Below are 19,032 nucleotides of genomic sequence, written 5' to 3'. Positions count from 1 at the left end.
CTGAGAGAGAAGCCTATGTTTGGTGGAAAAGGCGGCCTGGGTAACCTGATGAAGCAGGCCCAGCAGATGCAGGACAAAATGCAGCAGATGCAGGAAGAGATTGCCAGGCTGGAAGTGACCGGTGAATCCGGCGCAGGGCTGGTAAAAGTCACCATCAACGGCGCGCACAACTGCCGTCGCGTGGAGATCGACCCAAGCCTGCTGGAAGATGACAAAGATATGCTCGAAGACCTCGTGGCTGCGGCCTTCAACGATGCGGCTCGCCGCATTGAAGAGACCCAGAAAGAGAAAATGGCCTCCGTCTCTTCCGGTATGCAGCTGCCGCCTGGCTTTAAGATGCCGTTCTGATGCAAACCAGCCCGCTGTTAACTCAGCTTATGGAAGCACTGCGCTGTCTGCCGGGCGTTGGCCCAAAGTCGGCGCAGCGCATGGCGTTTACGCTACTTCAGCGCGATCGCAGCGGCGGGATGCGTCTGGCGCAGTCATTGACGCGCGCCATGTCGGAAATCGGCCACTGTGCCGATTGCCGCACCTTCACCGAGCAGGAGGTGTGCAATATTTGCAGCAATCCGCGCCGCCGGGAGAACGGGCAGATCTGCGTGGTGGAGAGTCCAGCGGACATCTATGCCATCGAGCAGACCGGGCAGTTTTCCGGCCGCTACTTCGTCCTGATGGGCCACCTGTCGCCGCTTGACGGGATTGGACCGGATGACATCGGGCTTGACCGCCTGGAGCAGCGGCTGCGTGACGAATCGATGCAGGAAGTGATCCTCGCCACCAACCCAACGGTGGAAGGCGAAGCGACCGCGAACTACATTGCCGAACTCTGCGCGCAGTACGGCGTCGAGGCCAGTCGAATCGCCCACGGCGTGCCGGTTGGCGGCGAGCTGGAGATGGTTGACGGCACCACGCTGTCGCACTCCCTCGCCGGACGGCATAAGATCCGGCTTTAGTCCGACATTCAGGCTGTTGGCGTGCGTCGCCCGCAGCCTGAATTATTTCGCGCATTCGGGCATTTTTCGCGGCCGTTGCTTGAAAACTTTTCCTCCCGTCCCCATCTCACACTCAACGGTTTTTTTACCATTAAACATGGCATTGTTGAGGTTAAGCTAGATGAAAGGACAAGAAACTCGCGGTTTTCAGTCAGAAGTAAAACAGCTTCTGCACCTGATGATCCACTCTCTCTATTCCAATAAAGAAATCTTCCTGCGCGAGCTTATTTCCAACGCCTCCGATGCGGCCGACAAGCTGCGCTTTCGTGCGCTGTCGCAGCCGGATCTCTACGAGGGCGACGGTGAGCTGCGCGTACGGGTCTCTTTTAACAAAGACGACCGCACCCTGACCATCGCCGACAACGGCATCGGGATGAATCGCGACGAGGTTATCGATCATCTCGGGACGATTGCCAAATCCGGCACCAAATCGTTCCTCGAATCGATGGGCTCCGATCAGGCAAAAGACAGCCAGCTGATCGGTCAATTTGGCGTCGGCTTCTACTCCGCGTTTATCGTTGCCGATAAGGTCACCGTACGCACGCGTGCCGCGGGCGACAGCGCTGAAAACGGCGTATTCTGGGAGTCCGCCGGCGAAGGCGACTACACCGTTGCCGATATCACCAAGGCCGATCGCGGAACTGAGATAACGCTGCATCTGCGCGAAGGCGAGGATGATTTCCTCAACGACTGGCGCGTGCGCTCGATCATCAGCAAATACTCCGACCATATCGCGCTGCCGGTAGAGATTGAAAAACGGGAAGAAGTTGACGGTGAAACCGTTATCTCCTGGGAGAAAATCAACAAGGCGCAGGCGCTGTGGACCCGCAATAAGTCGGAAATTAAAGACGACGAATACCACGAATTCTATAAGCACATTGCCCACGACTATAGCGACCCGCTGACCTGGAGCCACAACCGCGTTGAAGGGAAGCAGGAGTACACCAGCCTGCTGTATATCCCGTCCCAGGCGCCGTGGGATATGTGGAACCGCGATCATAAACATGGCCTGAAGCTGTACGTTCAGCGCGTCTTCATCATGGACGACGCCGAGCAGTTCATGCCTAACTACCTGCGCTTCGTCCGCGGCCTCGTTGATTCCAACGACCTGCCGCTGAACGTATCGCGCGAAATCCTGCAGGATAGTAGCGTCACCCGCAACCTGCGCAGCGCGCTGAGCAAGCGCGTGCTGCAGATGCTGGAAAAGCTGGCGAAAGACGATGCCGAAAAATATCAGACCTTCTGGCAGCAGTTCGGCCTGGCGCTGAAAGAGGGCCCGGCGGAAGACGCTGCGAACCAGCAGACCATCGCTAAGCTGCTGCGCTTCGCCAGCACGCATACCGACTCCGCCGCGCAGACCGTGTCGCTGGAAGAGTACGTCTCCCGCATGAAAGAAGGGCAGGAGAAGATTTACTACATCACCGCCGACAGCTACGCCGCCGCGAAGAGCAGCCCGCACCTTGAGCTGCTGCGTAAGAAAGGCATCGAAGTGCTGCTGCTCTCTGACCGCATTGACGAGTGGATGATGAGCTATCTGACCGAGTCCGACGGCAAGGCGTTCCAGTCGGTAGCCAAGACCGACGAGTCGCTGGATAAGCTGGCGGATGAAGTCGATGAAAGCACCAAAGAGGCCGAAAAGGCGCTGGAGCCGTTCGTTGATCGCGTGAAAACGCTGCTGGGCGAGCGGGTGAAAGAGGTCCGCCTGACCCACCGTCTGACCGATACGCCGGCCATCGTCACCACCGATGCGGATGAGATGAGCACCCAGATGGCGAAGCTGTTCGCCGCTGCGGGCCAGGCGGCGCCGGAAGTGAAGTACATCTTTGAACTAAACCCGGCTCATCAGCTGGTTAAACGCGCCGCGGATACCCAGGATGACGCTCAGTTTGGCGAATGGGTTGAGCTGCTGCTCGATCAGGCGTTGCTGGCCGAGCGCGGTACGCTGGAAGATCCTAACCAGTTTATCCGCCGCATGAACCAGCTGCTGGCATCCTAACTTCTGCCCTCAATACCCTCTCCCAAAACGGGGGAGGGTATCTGCCTCAAACCTTCTGAAATACCCTCTTCAGCCAAAATAAACTGACCATTAACCGTTTCAGCCGTTCTGCCTTCCTTGAGCCATCTGCGTTCTGGTGGTATGGTTTAGCGTTTTTGAAAAATAGAATCGACTTTTGAGGGGATTTTCGTAATGCGTATTATTCTGCTTGGCGCTCCGGGCGCGGGTAAAGGAACTCAGGCTCAGTTCATCATGGAGAAATACGGTATTCCGCAAATCTCTACCGGTGATATGCTGCGCGCGGCTGTGAAATCTGGCTCTGAGCTGGGTAAGCAAGCCAAAGACATTATGGACGCCGGCAAGCTGGTGACCGATGAGCTGGTGATTGCGCTGGTGAAAGAGCGTATTACCCAGGAAGATTGCCGCAACGGTTTCCTGCTCGACGGTTTCCCGCGCACCATTCCTCAGGCTGACGCCATGAAAGAAGCGGGCATCGCCGTCGATTACGTCCTTGAGTTTGACGTGCCGGACGAGCTGATCGTCGATCGCATCATCGGTCGCCGCGTCCACGCCGCTTCCGGCCGTGTTTACCACATCAAATTCAACCCGCCGAAAGTTGAAGGCAAAGACGACGTGACCGGCGAAGAGCTGAGCACCCGTAAAGACGATCAGGAAGAGACCGTGCGTAAGCGCCTGGTGGAATACCATCAGATGACCGCGCCGCTGATCGGCTACTACCAGAAAGAAGCGCAGGCGGGCAACACCCAATACGCCAAAGTTGACGGCACCAAAGCCGTGGCTGAAGTTCGCGTTGAGCTGGAAAAAATCCTCGGCTAATCCCGTGCATTCTCATCCCGTCATTACGGGGTGAGAACACCTCTCATTCTACCTTTTTCTATGATTGGTTCCGTTTAGCGCCATTTCAGCTACAATTGGCTGCGATTCAAATGGTTAAGAGGCGGTAATGCATCAGACGAAAACAGGTATCTTGCTGGCCAATTTAGGCACTCCCGATGCGCCCACGCCCGACGCGGTGAAGCGCTATCTGCGACAATTTTTGAGCGACAAACGGGTCGTTGATACGCCTCGTCTGCTGTGGTGGCCGCTGCTGCGCGGTGCGATCCTCCCCCTGCGCTCCCCGAGGGTGGCGAAGCTTTACCAGTCGGTCTGGATGGAAGAGGGCTCGCCGCTGATGGTCTACAGCCGTCAGCAGCAGCAGGCGCTGGCCGCCCGACTGGTGGAAACGCCGGTGGCGCTGGGGATGAGCTACGGTTCACCCTCGCTGGAAAGCGCGGTGGATGAGCTGCTGGCCCAGGGCGTTGACCATATCGTGGTGCTGCCGCTCTATCCCCAGTACTCCTGTTCCACCGTGGCGGCGGTATGGGATGAGCTGGCGCGGATCCTCGGCAAAAAGCGGGCGATCCCGGGAGTCTCCTTTATCCGTGATTACGCCGACGACGTGGACTATATTACGGCGCTGGCCGCCAGCGTTCGCGCTTCGTTTGCCGAACACGGCGAGCCGGACGTGCTGCTGCTCTCTTATCACGGTATTCCGCAACGCTACGCCCGCGAAGGGGATGTCTACCCGCAGCGCTGCCGCGATACCACCCGTGAGCTGGTCTCCGCGCTGGATCTCTCTCCCGACCGGGTGATGATGACCTACCAGTCGCGCTTTGGCCGCGAGCCGTGGCTGACTCCGTATACCGACGAGACGCTGAAAATGCTGGGCGAGCAGGGCGTGAAGCACGTCCAGGTTATCTGTCCCGGCTTTTCCGCCGACTGCCTGGAGACGCTGGAAGAGATTGCCGTGCAGAACCGTGAGTTCTTCCTCGAGGCCGGCGGGCAGAAATATGAATATATTCCCGCTCTCAACGCCGACGCAGCGCATATTGAAATGATGGTTAACCTGACGGCAGCGTATCGCTAATCGCTTGCGGCACGGGGAATATGCTACTATTCCCCGCCTGTCCACTGCCACTAAACCACCACTATGAAATTTCCCGGTAAACGCAAATCTAAACACTACTTTCCCGTCAACGCCCGCGATCCGCTGCTGCAGCAAATTCAGCCGGAAAATGAATCCGCTATTTCCTGGGTGGTCGGCATCGATCAGACGCTGGTAGATATCGAAGCGAAAGTGGATGAGGCGTTTATCGAGCGCTACGGCCTGAGCGCCGGACATTCGCTGGTGATTGAAGATGATATCGCCGAGGCGCTTTATCAGGATCTGCTGCATAACGATCTGATCACCCATCAGTTTGCCGGTGGCACTATCGGCAATACCATGCACAACTATTCGGTGCTGGCGGACGATCGCTCGGTTCTGCTTGGCGTGATGTGCAGCAATATCGACATCGGCGGCTACGCCTATCGCTATCTTTGTAATACCTCCAGCCGTACCGATCTTAACTATCTTCAGGGCGTGGACGGGGCGATCGGCCGCTGCTTTACCCTGATCGGCGACTCCGGCGAACGCACCTTCGCCATCAGCCCCGGGCATATGAATAAGCTGCGCCCGGAAAGTATCCCGGAAGAGGTGATTGCCGGCGCTTCAGCGCTGGTCCTGACCTCTTATCTGGTGCGCTGCAAGCCCGGTGAACCGATGCCGGACGCCACGATGAAAGCGATTGAGTATGCGAAAAAACACGACGTGCCGGTGGTGCTGACGCTGGGCACCAAATACGTCATTGCCGACAACCCGCAGTGGTGGCAAACCTTCCTGAAGGAAAATGTCTCGATTCTGGCGATGAACGAAGAAGAGGCCGAGGCGCTGACCGGGCTTGCCGATCCGCTGCTGGCCTCAGATAAGGCGCTGGAGTGGGTTGATCTGGTGCTATGCACCGCCGGGCCTTCGGGCCTGTATATGGCCAGCTTCACCGAAGACGAGGCGAAACGTAAAACCCAGCACCCGCTGCTGCCGGGAGCCATTGCCGAGTTTAATCAGTATGAGTTCAGCCGCGCGATGCGCCATCAGGATTGTCAAAACCCGCTGCGTATCTACTCCCACATCGCCCCGTACATGGGCGGGCCTGAGAAAATCATGAATACCAACGGTGCCGGCGACGGCGCGCTGGCGGCGCTGCTGCACGATATCACGGCCAACAACTACCACCGCAATAACGTCCCCAACTCCAGCAAGCACAAGTGCAAGTGGCTGACCTACTCATCCCTGGCGCAGGTGTGCAAATACGCGAACCGCGTGAGCTATCAGGTACTGAATCAGCACTCGCCGCGTTTAACCCGCGGGCTGCCGGAGCGGGAAGACAGCCTCGAAGAGGCGTACTGGGAGCGCTAGGCGCGTTTCCCTCGCCGCAGGGGGAGGGAAACCGTTAGACAGGACAGGAGCGCGCCCTCAGCCGAGGCGAGAGGGCGTCAGAGCTTAGCCGGTGACCACTTCACCCGCCGGCGGCGTTTCCAGCAGCAGCAGCATGGCGCGGGCGATTTCGCGCTCGCCCATGACCACCTGGTTCGCGCCGTGTTCGACAATATAGTCCACTTCGTCATCATAGTGCGCGCGGGCGATAATCTCGATGTTCGGGCACTTCTCGCGCGCAGAGGCAACGATTTCTCCCGCCTCGTAGCCGTTAGGGATGGTCAGCAACAGCCAGCGGGCGCAGTCCAGATGCGCCAGATTCATAATCTCTTCGTTTGCCGCATTGCCCAGCACCGCGCGGATGCCGCGTTCGCGCAGCTCGTCCACGCGGGTGCGCGACGTTTCGATAACCACCAGCGGAATACCCTGCGCCATCAGCTTCTCGCCGAGCAGGCTGCCGACGCGGCCAAAGCCGACCAGCAGCGCGTGATTGCAGATATCGACCGGAATTTGTTTCTCTTCTTCCAGCACCTCTTCGAAGGTTTGCTCGTCGAGGGTTTCGGTTTTATCGAGGTATTTTTCCAGCAGCGCGAACAGCACCGGGTTGAGCATAATGGAGATAATCGCCCCGGCAAGCACCAGGTTCTGCCCGGCCTGCGGCAGCAGATCCAGCGCCATGCCGAGCCCGGCGAGGATAAAGGCGAACTCGCCGATTTGCGCCAGGCTGGCGGCGATAGTCAGCGCGGTGCGCGGGGAGTGGCCGAACATCCGCACGAGGAAGAAAGCCACCACCGACTTCCCGAAGATGATAATGGCCAGCGTTGCCAGCACTGCCAGCGGCTGTTCCAGCAGGATCATCGGGTCAAACAGCATGCCAACGGAAACAAAGAACAGCACCGCGAACGCATCGCGCAGCGGCAGCGTATCGTGGGCAGCGCGGTGGCTGAGCTCGGATTCGTTCAGCACCATGCCGGCGAAAAAGGCGCCGAGGGCAAAGGAGACGTCAAACAGCTCAACCGCGCCGAAGGCAATCCCGAGCGCCAGCGCCAGCACCGAAAGCGTAAACAGTTCGCGCGAGCCGGTCGCGGCGCTGCGCGACAAAATCCACGGCACCAGGCGGCGGCCAACCAGCATCATAATAGCGATAAAGGCGACGACTTTACCGATAGTGATGCCCATATCCACGGCCAGCGACGCCAGGCCGACGTCGCCTTTTTCCGTCATTCCGGCGACGGCGGGCAGCAGGACCAGCGTCAGCACCATCACTAAATCTTCGACGATCAGCCAGCCGATGGCGATTTGCCCTCGCTGGCTATCAATAAGCTGGCGTTCTTCCAACGCGCGCAGCAGCACCACGGTACTGGCGGTAGAAAGACACAGACCAAAAACGATACCGGTCATCAGCGACCAGCCCAGTATCGCTGAAAGCGCCATACCTAGCAGCGTTGCCACGCCTATCTGGGCAATCGCGCCGGGGATGGCTATCGACTTTACCGCCATTAAATCTTTTAAAGAGAAATGCAGACCGACGCCGAACATCAGCAAAATGACCCCAAGCTCGGCCAACTCTGGCGCCAGCTTAGTATCAGCAACAAAACCCGGGGTAAAGGGGCCGGAGAGTACGCCCGCTAACAGGTAGCCCACCAGTGGAGAAATACGTAGCTTATTGGCGATCATGCCAAAAATAAAAGCGAGGACCAGCCCGCCGACAATGGTGGTGATAAGCGGTGTTGCGTGGTGCATTCCGTCTCCTTGCATGTGGTGAGCCAATCCATTTTCGGTATTAAGCACCTCATCCTTCAGGCTGCCTCGGCGTTAGCTTCGAGGATTCATCCTGCTCACGGCCCTGATGCAACTCGAATGATAGGGTGCATAAACCTAAAAAACTGAGTAATAGTTTATGACACTTTTAGCCGTTTTGTTTATGAATAATTATTGAATTCTGCTGAAAACTGGAATTAGCCCGCAAAAAAGCACAGATCGGAAAACAGGGGTAGGTAATGCTGGGGCGAGCCTGATGGGGTAAGGGATGACGGCAGACAAAGTTTCACTTTGGCTGCCGTATAATCACGCTTTTTGATGATTGTTAGGGAGGAATATCGTCAATATGCCGAGCAGAGGCAGGAAAGCACAGATTTTATAGACCAGCTCGATACTGGTGTGATCGGCTAACAGCCCCAGCACCGCGGCTCCCAGGCCGCCCATTCCGAATGCAAAGCCGAAGAACAGGCCGGAAACCATACCAATTCGGCCTGGTAATAGCTCCTGGGCGTAAACCAGAATGGCAGAAAACGCCGATGCGAGGATAAAACCAATTATCATGGTCAAAATCCCCGTCCACTCGAGGGTGGCGTAGGGTAAAATAAGGGTAAACGGCGCTACGCCAAGGATAGAGCCCCAAATCACGTATTTCCGCCCGATTTTATCGCCAACAGGCCCGCCAATCACCGTTCCTGCGGCAACCGAGAACAGGAAAATAAACAGGTGAATCTGCGCGTTTTGGATCGACAAGCCAAACTTATCCATCAGATAAAAGGTGTAATAGCTGCTAATGCTCGCCATATAGAAGTATTTCGAGAAAATAAGCATCAGCAGGATGCTTACCGCCAGAATAACTTTATTTTTGGGCAGCGGATTGGCGATAACGGTCTTAGGTTTACCTTTGTTCATCCGATGCTGCGCGGCGTACCAGCGGCTGATTTGCGACAGCACAACGATAGCCAGCAGCGCGGCCAGCACGAACCAGGCAACGTTGCCTTTGCCGTAAGGGGCAATGATGACCGCCGCCAGCAGCGGGCCCAGCGAGCTGCCAAAGTTTCCGCCAACCTGGAACAGCGACTGCGCCAGGCCGTGGCGTCCGCCGGAGGCCATGCGCGCTACGCGAGAAGATTCCGGATGGAAGACCGAGGAGCCGGTACCGACCAGCGCGGCGGCCAGCAGCACCGTGCCAAAGCTTCCCGCCAGCGCCAGCAGCACCAGCCCGCAGAGGGTAAAGCACATGCCAACGGGCAGCGACCACGGCATCGGGTGCTTATCGGTTATATAGCCCACCACCGGCTGCAGGAGCGAAGATGCGAGCTGGAAGGTGAGGGTGATCATGCCGATCTGCACAAAGGAGAGGGAAAACTCCGACTGTAGCAGCGGGTAGATCGCGAGGATCAGCGACTGGATCATATCGTTCAGCAGGTGGGAAAGGCTGATAGCCCCCAGAATGCGAAACGAGGTGCGTGCTTTTTGCGGCGGCGCAGCGGAGCCGGATAAGGGTTGAGCGGTTTGATTCATTGCCATAGATTCGCTTAAAGGTTCTTATTAGAGGATGCAGGTGGAATTATTATCTGACTAACATACCTGCGCCTAAGGTTTGAAGGAAGCCGCAATTCTGAAAACATATTTGTCTAATGGCTTAACTCGCTATACTTTCGGCACTTGTTATTAAATCAGGGAGTGAAAGATGCAATTTGTGAAACAGGGCGTGGCGCTGGCGTTATTGGCGGCGCTATCGCTGGGAAGCCTGTCAGCGCAGGCCTATGAGCAGGATAAAACCTATAAAATCACCATCCTGCATACCAACGATCATCACGGACATTTCTGGCGTAGCGATTACGGTGAATACGGTCTGTCGGCGCAAAAAACGCTGGTGGACGGTATTCGTAAAGAGGTGGCCAGCGAGGGCGGCAGCGTGCTGCTGCTATCCGGCGGCGATATTAATACCGGGGTTCCGGAGTCTGATTTACAGGATGCGGAACCTGATTTTCGCGGCATGAACCTGGTGGGCTACGACGCCATGGCGGTAGGTAACCATGAGTTCGATAATCCGCTCAGCGTGCTGCGCCAGCAGGAGAAGTGGGCTAAATTCCCGTTCCTGTCGGCCAATATTTACCAGAAAAGCACCGGTGAGCGCCTGTTTAAGCCCTGGGCCCTGTTTAAGCGCGGCGGGCTGAATATCGCGGTGATTGGCCTGACGACGGACGATACGGCGAAAATTGGCAACCCGGAGTACTTCACCGATATTGAATTCCGCAACCCGGCGGAAGAAGCGAAGCTGGTGATTCAGGAGCTGCAGCAGAATGAAAAGCCGGACGTCATTCTGGCTACGACCCATATGGGCCATTATGACAACGGCGCTCACGGTTCGAATGCCCCGGGCGATGTGGCGATGGCGCGCAGCCTCCCTGCCGGAGCGCTGGCGATGATCGTCGGCGGCCATTCGCAGGATCCGGTATGCATGGCGGCGGAGAATAAAAAGCAGGTGGATTATGTTCCCGGTACGCCGTGCGCGCCGGACAGGCAAAACGGTATCTGGATAGTCCAGGCGCACGAATGGGGTAAATACGTGGGCCGCGCGGATTTTGAATTCCGCAACGGCGAAATGAAGCTGGTGCACTATCAGCTGATCCCGGTCAACCTGAAGAAAAAGGTGACCTACGACAATGGCCAGAGCGAACGCGTGCTCTATACGCCGCAGATCCCGGAAAACGCGCAGATGCTGTCGCTGCTGACGCCGTTCCAGAATAAGGGGAAAGCGCAGCTGCAGGTGAAAATCGGCAGCGTCAACGGCCATCTTGAGGGCGATCGTAGCAAGGTGCGCTTCGTGCAGACCAATATGGGACAGCTTCTGCTGGCGGCGCAGATGGCGCGCAGCGGCGCCGATTTTGCGGTGATGAGCGGCGGCGGTATTCGCGACTCCATCGAAGCCGGGGATATTACCTATAAAGACGTGATGAAGGTGCAGCCGTTCGGCAACGTGCTGGTGTATGTCGATATGAACGGCCAGGAGGTGACGGAGTATCTCACCGCCGTGGCGCAGATGAAGCCTGATTCCGGGGCCTATCCGCAGTTCGCCAACGTCAGCTTTGTGGCGAAAGACGGCAAGCTGAATGATTTGAAAATCAAAGGCCAGCCGGTCGATCCGACGAAAACCTACCGCATGGCGACCCTGAGTTTTAACGGCACCGGCGGCGACGGCTATCCGCACATCGACGCTAAGCCGGGCTACGTCAACACCGGGTTCATCGATGCTGAGGTGCTGAAGGAGTATCTCCAGAAGAACTCCCCGCTCGACGCGGCGGCGTTTGAGCCGAAAGGCGAGGTGAGCTGGCAGTAACGTCTGAAACTCCCCGGTGGCGCTTACGCTTACCGGGGCTACGTGGCCGTGCGGTTTGGGTTTTGTAGCCCGGACAAGGCGCGCCAAGCGCCGCCTCCGGGAAATGTGCCGTACCAGATAGCCTGGCGTTGCTTCTTCCCGGTGGCGCTTACGCTGACCGGGCTACGGGTTTGCAGCCGTCTGTGGATTGGTAGCCCGGACAAGGCGCGTCAAGCGCCGCCTCCGGGAAATGTGCCGTACCAGATAGCCTGGCGTTGCTTCTTCCCGGTGGCGCTTACGCTGACCGGGCTACGGGTTTGCAGCCGTCTGTGGATTGGTAGCCCGGACAAGGCGCGCCAAGCGCCGCCTCCGGGATTGTCCTCTGAGATAAAGCCGGGGTTAATCGCGCCGCGCGATATCGGCGAACTTAGCATCCAGGATTTTCGCCAGGTCGCTGGCCGCCAGCTCGATATCCAGCCCGCGTCTGCCGCCTGAGATATAAATGGTGGCAAACTCCTGCGCCGGGGCGTCAATCACCGTCGGCAGGCGTTTTTTCTGCCCAAGCGGGCTGATGCCGCCGACCAGATAGCCGGTTACCCGCTGCGCCACCATCGGGTCGGCCATATCCACTTTCTTCGCGCCCAGGGCTTTGGCCACTTTTTTCAAATCCAGCTGACCGGCAACCGGAGTGACTGCGACGGCCAGATGCTTCATATCCCCGTTGAGCGCCACCAGCAGCGTTTTATAAACCCGATCGGCGTTCAGGCCGAGCTTGCGCACCACTTCGTCGCCGAAATTGGTTTCGCCGGGATCGTGATCGTAGCTGTGGATCGTAAAAGCAATTTTGTTTTTTTCGAGTAACTTAACGGCGGGAGTCATCGCTATCCTTCTTACCAACCGGTCTAATGTACGTTAAGCATACGCCTGATGATTGTGTAAAAAATAGTATCATCTTGCGCAATAGTATTGGCAGTGATGGTCACTTTGAGCGACAATCGAACGATCCGAGGTGCGAATCTCGGGATAATAATAATGATGAAATTCCTCTTTGACGGGCCAATAGAAATATTGGCCATTTTTTTACGTCAGCATATCAGGCAGGTTCCCTTCACCGTATAAATGCAGTGCGCCGACGGCGACAACGTAGCGCCCCGGAGGCAGAGCCAGCAGCGTCTCGCGCCAGGCGAGGTTGCGCTGATGCATCAGAACATCGTACAGCGACTGACTAAAGGTTGTGGGTAGCGAGGTCGCCCCTGTTGCCGGCGGCTGCTCCAGCCACCAGCCGATCATCACCTGTAGAAGACGCGCGTTGGTCCGCCAGTGGGTCAGCGTGTCTTCCAGCAGCGCCAGCCCGCCGTCGGGCAAATCGCGCAGCAGCGCAATCTGGCTATCGGTCCCCTCCAGCTCCATCACCCGCACGCGGCTTTCGCGCGCCGTCATCAGCAGCTGATAATCAATCCCGTAATCCGGACGAAGTCCCAGCTTTTGCGCCTGGGTCGCCTGCAGCACCATGGCAACCTGCCACAGCGGCTGGCTGTCGAAGAGGGCGGTTGCCAACCCCAGCTCCGCGGCGCGGGCTTCCAGCTCAACGAGCTGTTCGGGACTCAGGCGCTCGGCCAGCGGCGGATAAGAGGGGAGGTTGCTGAAGGGCATTTCGTTCCCGGTAATATCGGCTTCCACAATCAGCGCATCGGCCTGGCGAATTTTTTTCAGCAGCCTGGCCGGGGGGGGCGCCATATCGCGGGTGCCCATATGAATGCTGCCGACGAGATGCAGATAGCGTCCGCCGGGGAGGGTAACATCCAGTGCTGGCCAGGAATAAGACGGGCCAACGGTGGCTCGCCACAGCATTTTTATTCGGTTTAACAGGCCCATACGCGCTCCGCAAAGTGAAGAACTCATGCTAGCGCGTGGGGGGCAGAGGCGCAATAGGGCTAAGGGAACGCGACGGAAGATGCATTTTCAATGTCATAAAAATAACAAAAAAAATTGATGCTATGGTTTTTTACAATTCTTGCACTGACGTTTTGATAGTAATTATTCACTAAAATCAAATATATATTTTTAGTTGCGCAAGTCGTGAATGGTGCTTTTTTCTCAAAAAAGGCTCAATTGTGATAATAAAATAAAAAATCTGTAACGAAAGATAAACAAAGCGCTTCTATATTGGCCCCTTCAATTTTGGGGGGGAGTGTCATGCGTAACTGGAGTGAGCCTAAAAAGAATAAAGCCCATATCGAGCTGATCCCGATGATCGATGTGATGATGTTTTTACTGGTCTTCTTTGTCCTGATTAGCCTGAATGTGATCCCGGCTCTGGGCTTGAAAACTCAACTGCCGTCAGCCAGCAGCGCCCAACAGCTTAAGCCGCAGAAAAAAGCCATTATCACCCTCGGCGTCGGTGATCAGCTGCAGCTGGATGGCCAGCCGCTGGTTCTTGATGCGCTGGTCAATACCCTGAAGCAACAGCAGCAGGAAAACCAAACCACCACCATTATCGTCAACAGCGATAAAGAGGTTGCGGTGGAACGCCTGGTCGCAGTGATGGATACCTTGCGTCAGGGCGGTTTCTTCTCCATTTCCATCGCCACACGGAAGCAGTGATATGTATCTGCTTTATCGCTCACGTCACGTTGTTAGCTGGTTACCCGCGATAGTCATCGCAGGATGTTTACTGTTCGTCAGCCAGCAGGCAGTCCTGCAGGTGAAGCCGCATTATGACGATACGGTGATGGAACTGTCGCTGACCGAACCCGAGCCACCGCAGCCAGAACCTGTCCCGGAACCGCAGCCCGAGCCGCCGCCGGAACCCCAACCTGAGCCAGAACCTGAGCCGATTGCTGAGCCCGTCGTTCCTGCCCCGGAACCGATTATCCAGGCAAAGCCGGTTGTTAAGCCGAAACCTAAGCCGAAGCCAAAACCGGTTCAGGAGAAAGCAGCGAAGCCGCAGGAGCGCGTGGCTCCGCAGCCCGCCGTCGTGCGCAGCCCGGTGGTGAGTAAACCAGCCGCGCCGCCTTCTCCTCCGGTGCCGAAAGTGAACGCTCAGGCGGTGGAAAATGGCTATCTGCAGATGCTGCGCCGCGAGCTGGAGCAGCGCAAACGCTACCCGAGCGGCCGCCAGGCTTCGCTGGAACGTCCGCAGGGCAACGTTGAGGTGTGGCTGGAGGTCGACCGCAGCGGCAGAGTGCTGGCTTCCGGTATTGCCAACAAAGCGCCGAGCATGCTGCTCAATCGCGCCGCGCTGAGCTCTTTACAAAGTATTAGCCAGCTGAAGCCCTTCCCTGAAGAGGCTTTTGCTGGCCAAAGAAGCAAAAGATTTACCGCGACGTTTAATTATCAGGCGCCATAAAGCCTAATTAATCATTTGTTTTTTATAGGAAAAGAAATGAAGAACTTTCGTTATTCTGGGATTGCATTAGCTGTGGTGTCGGCATTGTTATCGGGTTCCTCGCTGGCGGCGGAAAGTAGCGATGTGGGGGAGATTAACGTCAAAGGGCAGTCGCTCGGCGGCGGTCTGATGGTGCAGGAGGACAGCAGCAAAGCGCGCTCCACTTTGACCAAAGAAGCGATGGATAAAGCGCAGGGTGCCAGCAATGCCATCGACATGCTGAAATATACGCCAGGTATGAACGTCAACAGTAATGACGCCAGCGGCCTGAGCGGCATCGACTACACCATGCGTGGGATGAACTCGGATCAAATCGGTCTGTCGATGGACGGCATCCCGATTAACGACTCGGGTAACTACGCGGTCTATCCGAACCTGTTGGGCGATGCGGAAAACCTTGAGCAGATCTTTGTTACTCAAGGGTCTTCTGAAGCTGACGGCCCGCATATCGGATCCAGCGGCGGTAACATTGGTCTCGTCACAAAGCGCCCGTCCAAAGAGTTCGGCGGCTTCGTCAAGCAAACGCTGGGCAGCAATAATCTCAGCAAAACTTTCGCCCGCCTGGAGACCGGCGAATACAACGGTTTCAGCAACTGGCTCTCTTACTCGCACACTGAAGCCAAAAAATGGCGCGGAGAAGGGCGTAACTATTCCGATAAGTTCGAGATGAACTCGCTTTATGAGGACGGGAACGGCAACAGCAGTAACCTGATCATGAAGTACAACCGTCAGGATAACAGCAACTACAACACTCTAAGCAAAGCGCAGTTTGACGAAGACCCGCGTCAGGACTACTCGACCTCGCCGGTCTATAACAACAAAGGTCAGCTGAGCAAATATTACAAGCTCAACCGTAACCCGTTTGAAACCTTCACTCTCTCTTTCTCACAAAGATTGCAGTTGCGCGACAACCTTGCGTTGACCGTTCAGCCCTATTACTACTGGGGTAACGGCGGCAGCTTTACCGGGCAAACGGCCTCGGTACTGTCGAATACTTCTGATAAAGCCGGGCAGTACGACCTGAGCAATTTAAGTTCCAATACTTACTACCGACCTTCGTGGACCCAGACCTGGCGACCGGGCGTCACCACCAAGCTTAAGTGGGACATTAACGACGAGCACAGCCTGGATATCGGCTACTGGTATGAGCGAGCGCGCCAGTCGCAGACCCAGCCGTTTATCAGCATTCAGGATGACGGCAACCTGGCGAACGTCTCCGGTAAACCGGGCGGTTCCGATCAGGTGAAGGACGCCAACGGCAACACGGTGCAAGGCCGTAACCAGTACACCGTCACTCCGGCGCAAAAGGTTTGGATTCAGGATACCTGGTTTGTGACGCCGGACTGGACGCTGGTGGGCGGGCTGGCGTATCAGTACGTCGAACGTAAAGGCGATAACAAAGGCAGTCTGTATAACGCCCCGGAAAAACGTAATGCGACCTACCATGAATTCCTGCCGAACTTTAGCATCAGCTATAAGCCGGATATGGAAAACCAACTGTTCTATAACCTGACTCGCAACATGCGTACGCCGCCAAACTACGTGCTCTACAACGTCGGCGATTCAATCAACACCAAGCCGGAGCTGAGCTGGAACCACGAGCTGGGCTGGCGTTTCCAGCGTGAAGATATGCTGCTGAGCGCGACACTTTTCTACATGCGCTATACCGACCGTCAGATTTCGACCACCAATGCGGACGGCGACTACGAAATGATGAATATCGGCAGCGTCGAAAGCAAAGGCGTAGAGCTGGAGTGGAGCGGTAAGCTACCGTACAACTTCAACTACTACACCTCTTACACCTACACCCATTCCGAACAAAAGGATGACATTGTCAGCAACGGCGGTCATCCGCTGCCAACGGCGGGCAAAACGGTGCCGAACGTACCGAAAAACATGCTCAACGCGTCGCTGGGTTATGACGATGGCCTCTATTACGGCAGCTTTGGCGGCAAATACGTTAGCTCGTTCTATGGCGATTTGACCAACGATGAAAAAATCGCCGGGCGCACGGTGTTTGATATCTCCGCAGGCGTTCATCTGCCGGTGGATAAAAAGATTGTCAAAAATGCCACCCTGCGTTTTGGCATCGATAACCTGTTCGATAAACAGTACCTGACCTCCGTACGCTCGACGACCTTTAACGCGGCACCTTACGACGGCGTGAGGGCCAGCACCCCGTATTACAACGTCGGCGAAGAGCGCACCTTTAGCGTTTCGCTGGAAGCTACCTTTTAATTAACCGGAGGGCACTTTGATGGATGCCAACCTGATTCACGACATTATTTTCTACGTTATGTATGCCGCGCTGGCGATCGCCGTGGTGATTCTGGTGGAACGCGGACTCTATTTTTCGTGGGCCCAGCGTCAGGCGCAGCGCTTTGAGAAGGCGCTGACGCCGGAGGTCCGCCGCGTGGCTGACCTGCCGGAAGCGCTGACCAGTCGTAGCAGTCTTCCCCTGACCCTTATTCTGCCGGTGCTGGAGAAAAAGCAGATGGCGGAAGACCGGGAAGCGATGAGCGATCTGATTGATGCTCAGTACTTGCTGAGTAAACCGCAGATGTCGCGCGGGCTATGGATGCTCGAAACCGTCGTCACCGCCGCGCCGCTGCTTGGCCTGCTGGGTACGATTCTGGGGATTATGGATACCTTTAAGGCGCTCTCCGCCTCGGGCGTCTCTGATGCCAGCATGGTTTCAGCTGGGATGGGCACTGCGCTGTACGCCACCGGCCTGGGGATTGCGATAGCGCTGCTGTGCCTGGTGGGTAATAATTACCTGCAAAGCCGCATGGAACGCATTAACGAACTGCTGAAGGTGCTGCTGATCCGCGCCGGAAGTCCGGCTAGTCGTCCGGAGCAGGGCAGCAATCGCTGGGAAGGTCGTGAGGCGCAGCGCTATGCCTGATTATCGTCGATGCGGGTGGCCGGGAGGCCGCCTGATGAGCCTGGTCGCGGGTGCCTGGATACTGCTAAGTCTGCCCGCACAGGCGGCGTTTTCGATACTGGGTTATGAGTTGGTGTATAACGCACCGCAGGAAACCACGCTACAGGATAGTGATTTGCGCAATGCTGCCGAAGTCTGGCAGCAGATGTTTGATGCGGCGCACAGCCATATCGATGTGGCGCAGTTTTACGTGGCAAATGAAAAAGGCTCTCTGCTGGACGGCGTGCTGAATCATCTGCGGGCAGCCGGTGAACGCGGGGTGAAAATTCGTTTTCTGATGGAGGAGAAGGGCGTTGGCCTGTCGACGCCGGAAACGCTGGCGGCGCTGAAAACGATCCCGAATCTGGAGCTGCGAATTATTCCGTTCCATCGGCTGACCGGCGGGATTGTCCACGCCAAGTATCTGTTGGTGGATGGTAAAGAAGCCTTTGTCGGCAGTCAGAATTTTGACTGGCGCGCGCTGGAGCAGATTCAGGAAACCGGTTTACGCATCAGCGATGCGCAAGCGGTACGGCAGATTCAGGCTATTTTCGATCAGGACTGGCAGGCGCAGGCCCTGCTTGCAGAAAATAAACCGGTGCCGAAGCTAGCGTGGCATGCGCTGGAGTCGGCTCCGCAGGGCAATTATCTGGTTGCCAGCCCGCGCGATTACAACCCGAGCGGGGTGATCGATTCGCAGGTTGAACTGCCGCGTCTGCTGGCCAATGCGAAGTCGCGGATCCGAGTGCAGGTGATGGACTACGCGCCGCTCTCATGGGGTGAGAAGGGAAACAGACCTTTCTATGCCCCCATTGATAACGCCCTGCGCAGCGCGGCGGCTCGCGGCGTGCAGGTTGAACTGATGGTTGCCAGCTGGAATCTGAAAAAGCCGGATGTGTTCTGGTTAAAGAGCCTGTCGCTGGTGCCTAACGTTCAGCTAAAGGTAGTGACTATTCCTCCCGCCAGTCGGGGATTTATCCCGTTTGCGAGGGTGGTGCACAGTAAGCTGATGACTATCGACGGTTCGACGGCGTGGGTGGGAACCAGCAACTGGAGCGGGGGCTATTTTGATAACTCACGCAACCTTGAGCTGGTGTTGAATAGCGTGCCGATGACAGAGCGCGTGGACGCGCTTTACAGTCAGCTATGGAACAGCCGCTACGCGGAATCGATCAAAGTTGACTTTGATTATCCGGCCCCGCATCCAGGTCGCGAGCACGAATAGAAAATCGGGGCGGTTTTCGCCCTCTCCCGGTGGGAGAGGGCCGGGGTGAGGGCATCAGCGTGCACTTTTTCCCCTCACCCTAACCCTCGCCCCAAAGGGGCGAGGGGATCAT

At 56.8% G+C, this 19,032-nt stretch carries 16 protein-coding genes; 12 read left to right on the top strand and 4 right to left on the bottom strand.

Annotated elements, in window-relative coordinates:
* Positions 1-15 precede the first annotated feature (15 nt).
* The 6 genes from GVK32_RS06690 to GVK32_RS06665 all read left to right on the top strand — a co-directional run bounded on the left by GVK32_RS06690 (position 16) and on the right by GVK32_RS06665 (position 6,283).
* Positions 16-348, top strand: coding sequence for a YbaB/EbfC family nucleoid-associated protein (locus GVK32_RS06690; protein WP_041144364.1), 333 nt, complete (start codon positions 16-18; stop codon positions 346-348).
* Complete coding sequence (recR, locus tag GVK32_RS06685) at positions 348-953, top strand: recombination mediator RecR (RefSeq protein ID WP_041144365.1); 606 nt, start codon at positions 348-350, stop codon at positions 951-953. The genes GVK32_RS06690 and recR overlap by 1 nt, the downstream gene beginning before the upstream one ends.
* 160 nt (positions 954-1,113) lie before the next feature.
* Positions 1,114-2,988, top strand: coding sequence for a molecular chaperone HtpG (gene htpG, locus GVK32_RS06680; protein WP_159866489.1), 1,875 nt, complete (start codon positions 1,114-1,116; stop codon positions 2,986-2,988).
* 192 nt (positions 2,989-3,180) lie between these two features.
* Positions 3,181-3,825 (top strand): adenylate kinase, encoded by a 645-nt coding sequence (gene adk, locus GVK32_RS06675; RefSeq protein WP_128878903.1) that lies wholly within the window; start codon positions 3,181-3,183, stop codon positions 3,823-3,825.
* Between the two features lie 127 nt (positions 3,826-3,952).
* Positions 3,953-4,915, top strand: coding sequence for a ferrochelatase (gene hemH, locus GVK32_RS06670; protein WP_159866486.1), 963 nt, complete (start codon positions 3,953-3,955; stop codon positions 4,913-4,915).
* Positions 4,916-4,978: 63 nt separating this feature from the next.
* Positions 4,979-6,283 carry an inosine/guanosine kinase gene (locus GVK32_RS06665; protein WP_159866483.1) on the top strand — a complete coding sequence of 435 codons (1,305 nt, stop codon included), beginning with the start codon at positions 4,979-4,981 and terminating at the stop codon, positions 6,281-6,283.
* An 84-nt stretch (positions 6,284-6,367) separates the two neighbouring features.
* Here the strand turns inward: GVK32_RS06665 and ybaL are convergent, their stop codons facing one another.
* Together ybaL and GVK32_RS06655 are read right to left on the bottom strand one after the other, a co-directional pair.
* Positions 6,368-8,044 carry a YbaL family putative K(+) efflux transporter gene (ybaL, locus tag GVK32_RS06660; RefSeq protein ID WP_159866480.1) on the bottom strand — a complete coding sequence of 559 codons (1,677 nt, stop codon included), beginning with the start codon at positions 8,042-8,044 and terminating at the stop codon, positions 6,368-6,370.
* Between the two features lie 324 nt (positions 8,045-8,368).
* A complete protein-coding gene (locus GVK32_RS06655) occupies positions 8,369-9,589 on the bottom strand; it encodes an MFS transporter (protein WP_159866477.1) in 1,221 nt (406 codons plus the stop codon).
* A 163-nt stretch (positions 9,590-9,752) separates the two neighbouring features.
* Here GVK32_RS06655 and ushA point away from each other — a divergent pair, with 163 nt between their 5' ends.
* Complete coding sequence (gene ushA / locus GVK32_RS06650) at positions 9,753-11,405, top strand: bifunctional UDP-sugar hydrolase/5'-nucleotidase UshA (RefSeq protein ID WP_159866474.1); 1,653 nt, start codon at positions 9,753-9,755, stop codon at positions 11,403-11,405.
* A gap of 378 nt (positions 11,406-11,783) precedes the next feature.
* On the opposite strand, the gene ybaK is transcribed toward ushA, so the two are convergent.
* Together ybaK and GVK32_RS06640 are read right to left on the bottom strand one after the other, a co-directional pair.
* On the bottom strand, positions 11,784-12,263 hold the full coding sequence (gene ybaK, locus GVK32_RS06645) for a Cys-tRNA(Pro)/Cys-tRNA(Cys) deacylase YbaK (RefSeq protein WP_123706810.1): 480 nt from the start codon (positions 12,261-12,263) through the stop codon (positions 11,784-11,786).
* Between the two features lie 201 nt (positions 12,264-12,464).
* Positions 12,465-13,259 (bottom strand): TraB/GumN family protein, encoded by a 795-nt coding sequence (locus GVK32_RS06640; RefSeq protein WP_159866471.1) that lies wholly within the window; start codon positions 13,257-13,259, stop codon positions 12,465-12,467.
* Positions 13,260-13,580: 321 nt separating this feature from the next.
* Between GVK32_RS06640 and GVK32_RS06635 the strand changes: the two genes are divergently transcribed.
* The 5 genes from GVK32_RS06635 to GVK32_RS06615 are packed head-to-tail and all read left to right on the top strand — an operon-like array spanning position 13,581 to position 18,920.
* Complete coding sequence (locus GVK32_RS06635; RefSeq protein ID WP_159866468.1) at positions 13,581-13,988, top strand: biopolymer transporter ExbD; 408 nt, start codon at positions 13,581-13,583, stop codon at positions 13,986-13,988.
* A 1-nt stretch (position 13,989) separates the two neighbouring features.
* Positions 13,990-14,733 carry an energy transducer TonB gene (locus tag GVK32_RS06630; protein WP_159866465.1) on the top strand — a complete coding sequence of 248 codons (744 nt, stop codon included), beginning with the start codon at positions 13,990-13,992 and terminating at the stop codon, positions 14,731-14,733.
* 36 nt (positions 14,734-14,769) lie between these two features.
* A complete protein-coding gene (locus GVK32_RS06625; RefSeq protein ID WP_159866462.1) occupies positions 14,770-17,010 on the top strand; it encodes a TonB-dependent receptor in 2,241 nt (746 codons plus the stop codon).
* A gap of 19 nt (positions 17,011-17,029) precedes the next feature.
* The gene (locus GVK32_RS06620; RefSeq protein ID WP_159866459.1) at positions 17,030-17,677 is read left to right on the top strand and encodes a MotA/TolQ/ExbB proton channel family protein; all 648 of its coding nucleotides are present in this window, start codon (positions 17,030-17,032) and stop codon (positions 17,675-17,677) included.
* The gene (locus GVK32_RS06615) at positions 17,670-18,920 is read left to right on the top strand and encodes a phospholipase D-like domain-containing protein (protein ID WP_159866456.1); all 1,251 of its coding nucleotides are present in this window, start codon (positions 17,670-17,672) and stop codon (positions 18,918-18,920) included. The genes GVK32_RS06620 and GVK32_RS06615 overlap by 8 nt, the downstream gene beginning before the upstream one ends.
* The last annotated feature ends 112 nt before the right edge of the window (positions 18,921-19,032 follow it).

This window comes from Klebsiella sp. 18074 (genome assembly GCF_902705905.1).
Lineage (GTDB): Bacteria > Pseudomonadota > Gammaproteobacteria > Enterobacterales > Enterobacteriaceae > Klebsiella > Klebsiella terrigena.
The sequence above is the reverse complement of the archived record's forward strand: the minus strand, read 5'-3'. Positions and strand labels throughout refer to the sequence as shown.

Bases quoted from the DNA above. Each gene is read 5' to 3' on its own strand.
- GVK32_RS06690 (WP_041144364.1), top strand. From the start codon at position 16: ATGTTTGGTGGAAAAGGCGGCCTGGGTAACCTGATGAAGCAGGCCCAG.
- recR (WP_041144365.1), top strand. From the start codon at position 348: ATGCAAACCAGCCCGCTGTTAACTCAGCTTATGGAAGCACTGCGCTGT.
- htpG (WP_159866489.1), top strand. From the start codon at position 1,114: ATGAAAGGACAAGAAACTCGCGGTTTTCAGTCAGAAGTAAAACAGCTT.
- adk (WP_128878903.1), top strand. From the start codon at position 3,181: ATGCGTATTATTCTGCTTGGCGCTCCGGGCGCGGGTAAAGGAACTCAG.
- hemH (WP_159866486.1), top strand. From the start codon at position 3,953: ATGCATCAGACGAAAACAGGTATCTTGCTGGCCAATTTAGGCACTCCC.
- GVK32_RS06665 (WP_159866483.1), top strand. From the start codon at position 4,979: ATGAAATTTCCCGGTAAACGCAAATCTAAACACTACTTTCCCGTCAAC.
- ybaL (WP_159866480.1), bottom strand. From the start codon at position 8,044: ATGCACCACGCAACACCGCTTATCACCACCATTGTCGGCGGGCTGGTC.
- GVK32_RS06655 (WP_159866477.1), bottom strand. From the start codon at position 9,589: ATGGCAATGAATCAAACCGCTCAACCCTTATCCGGCTCCGCTGCGCCG.
- ushA (WP_159866474.1), top strand. From the start codon at position 9,753: ATGCAATTTGTGAAACAGGGCGTGGCGCTGGCGTTATTGGCGGCGCTA.
- ybaK (WP_123706810.1), bottom strand. From the start codon at position 12,263: ATGACTCCCGCCGTTAAGTTACTCGAAAAAAACAAAATTGCTTTTACG.
- GVK32_RS06640 (WP_159866471.1), bottom strand. From the start codon at position 13,259: ATGGGCCTGTTAAACCGAATAAAAATGCTGTGGCGAGCCACCGTTGGC.
- GVK32_RS06635 (WP_159866468.1), top strand. From the start codon at position 13,581: ATGCGTAACTGGAGTGAGCCTAAAAAGAATAAAGCCCATATCGAGCTG.
- GVK32_RS06630 (WP_159866465.1), top strand. From the start codon at position 13,990: ATGTATCTGCTTTATCGCTCACGTCACGTTGTTAGCTGGTTACCCGCG.
- GVK32_RS06625 (WP_159866462.1), top strand. From the start codon at position 14,770: ATGAAGAACTTTCGTTATTCTGGGATTGCATTAGCTGTGGTGTCGGCA.
- GVK32_RS06620 (WP_159866459.1), top strand. From the start codon at position 17,030: ATGGATGCCAACCTGATTCACGACATTATTTTCTACGTTATGTATGCC.
- GVK32_RS06615 (WP_159866456.1), top strand. From the start codon at position 17,670: ATGCCTGATTATCGTCGATGCGGGTGGCCGGGAGGCCGCCTGATGAGC.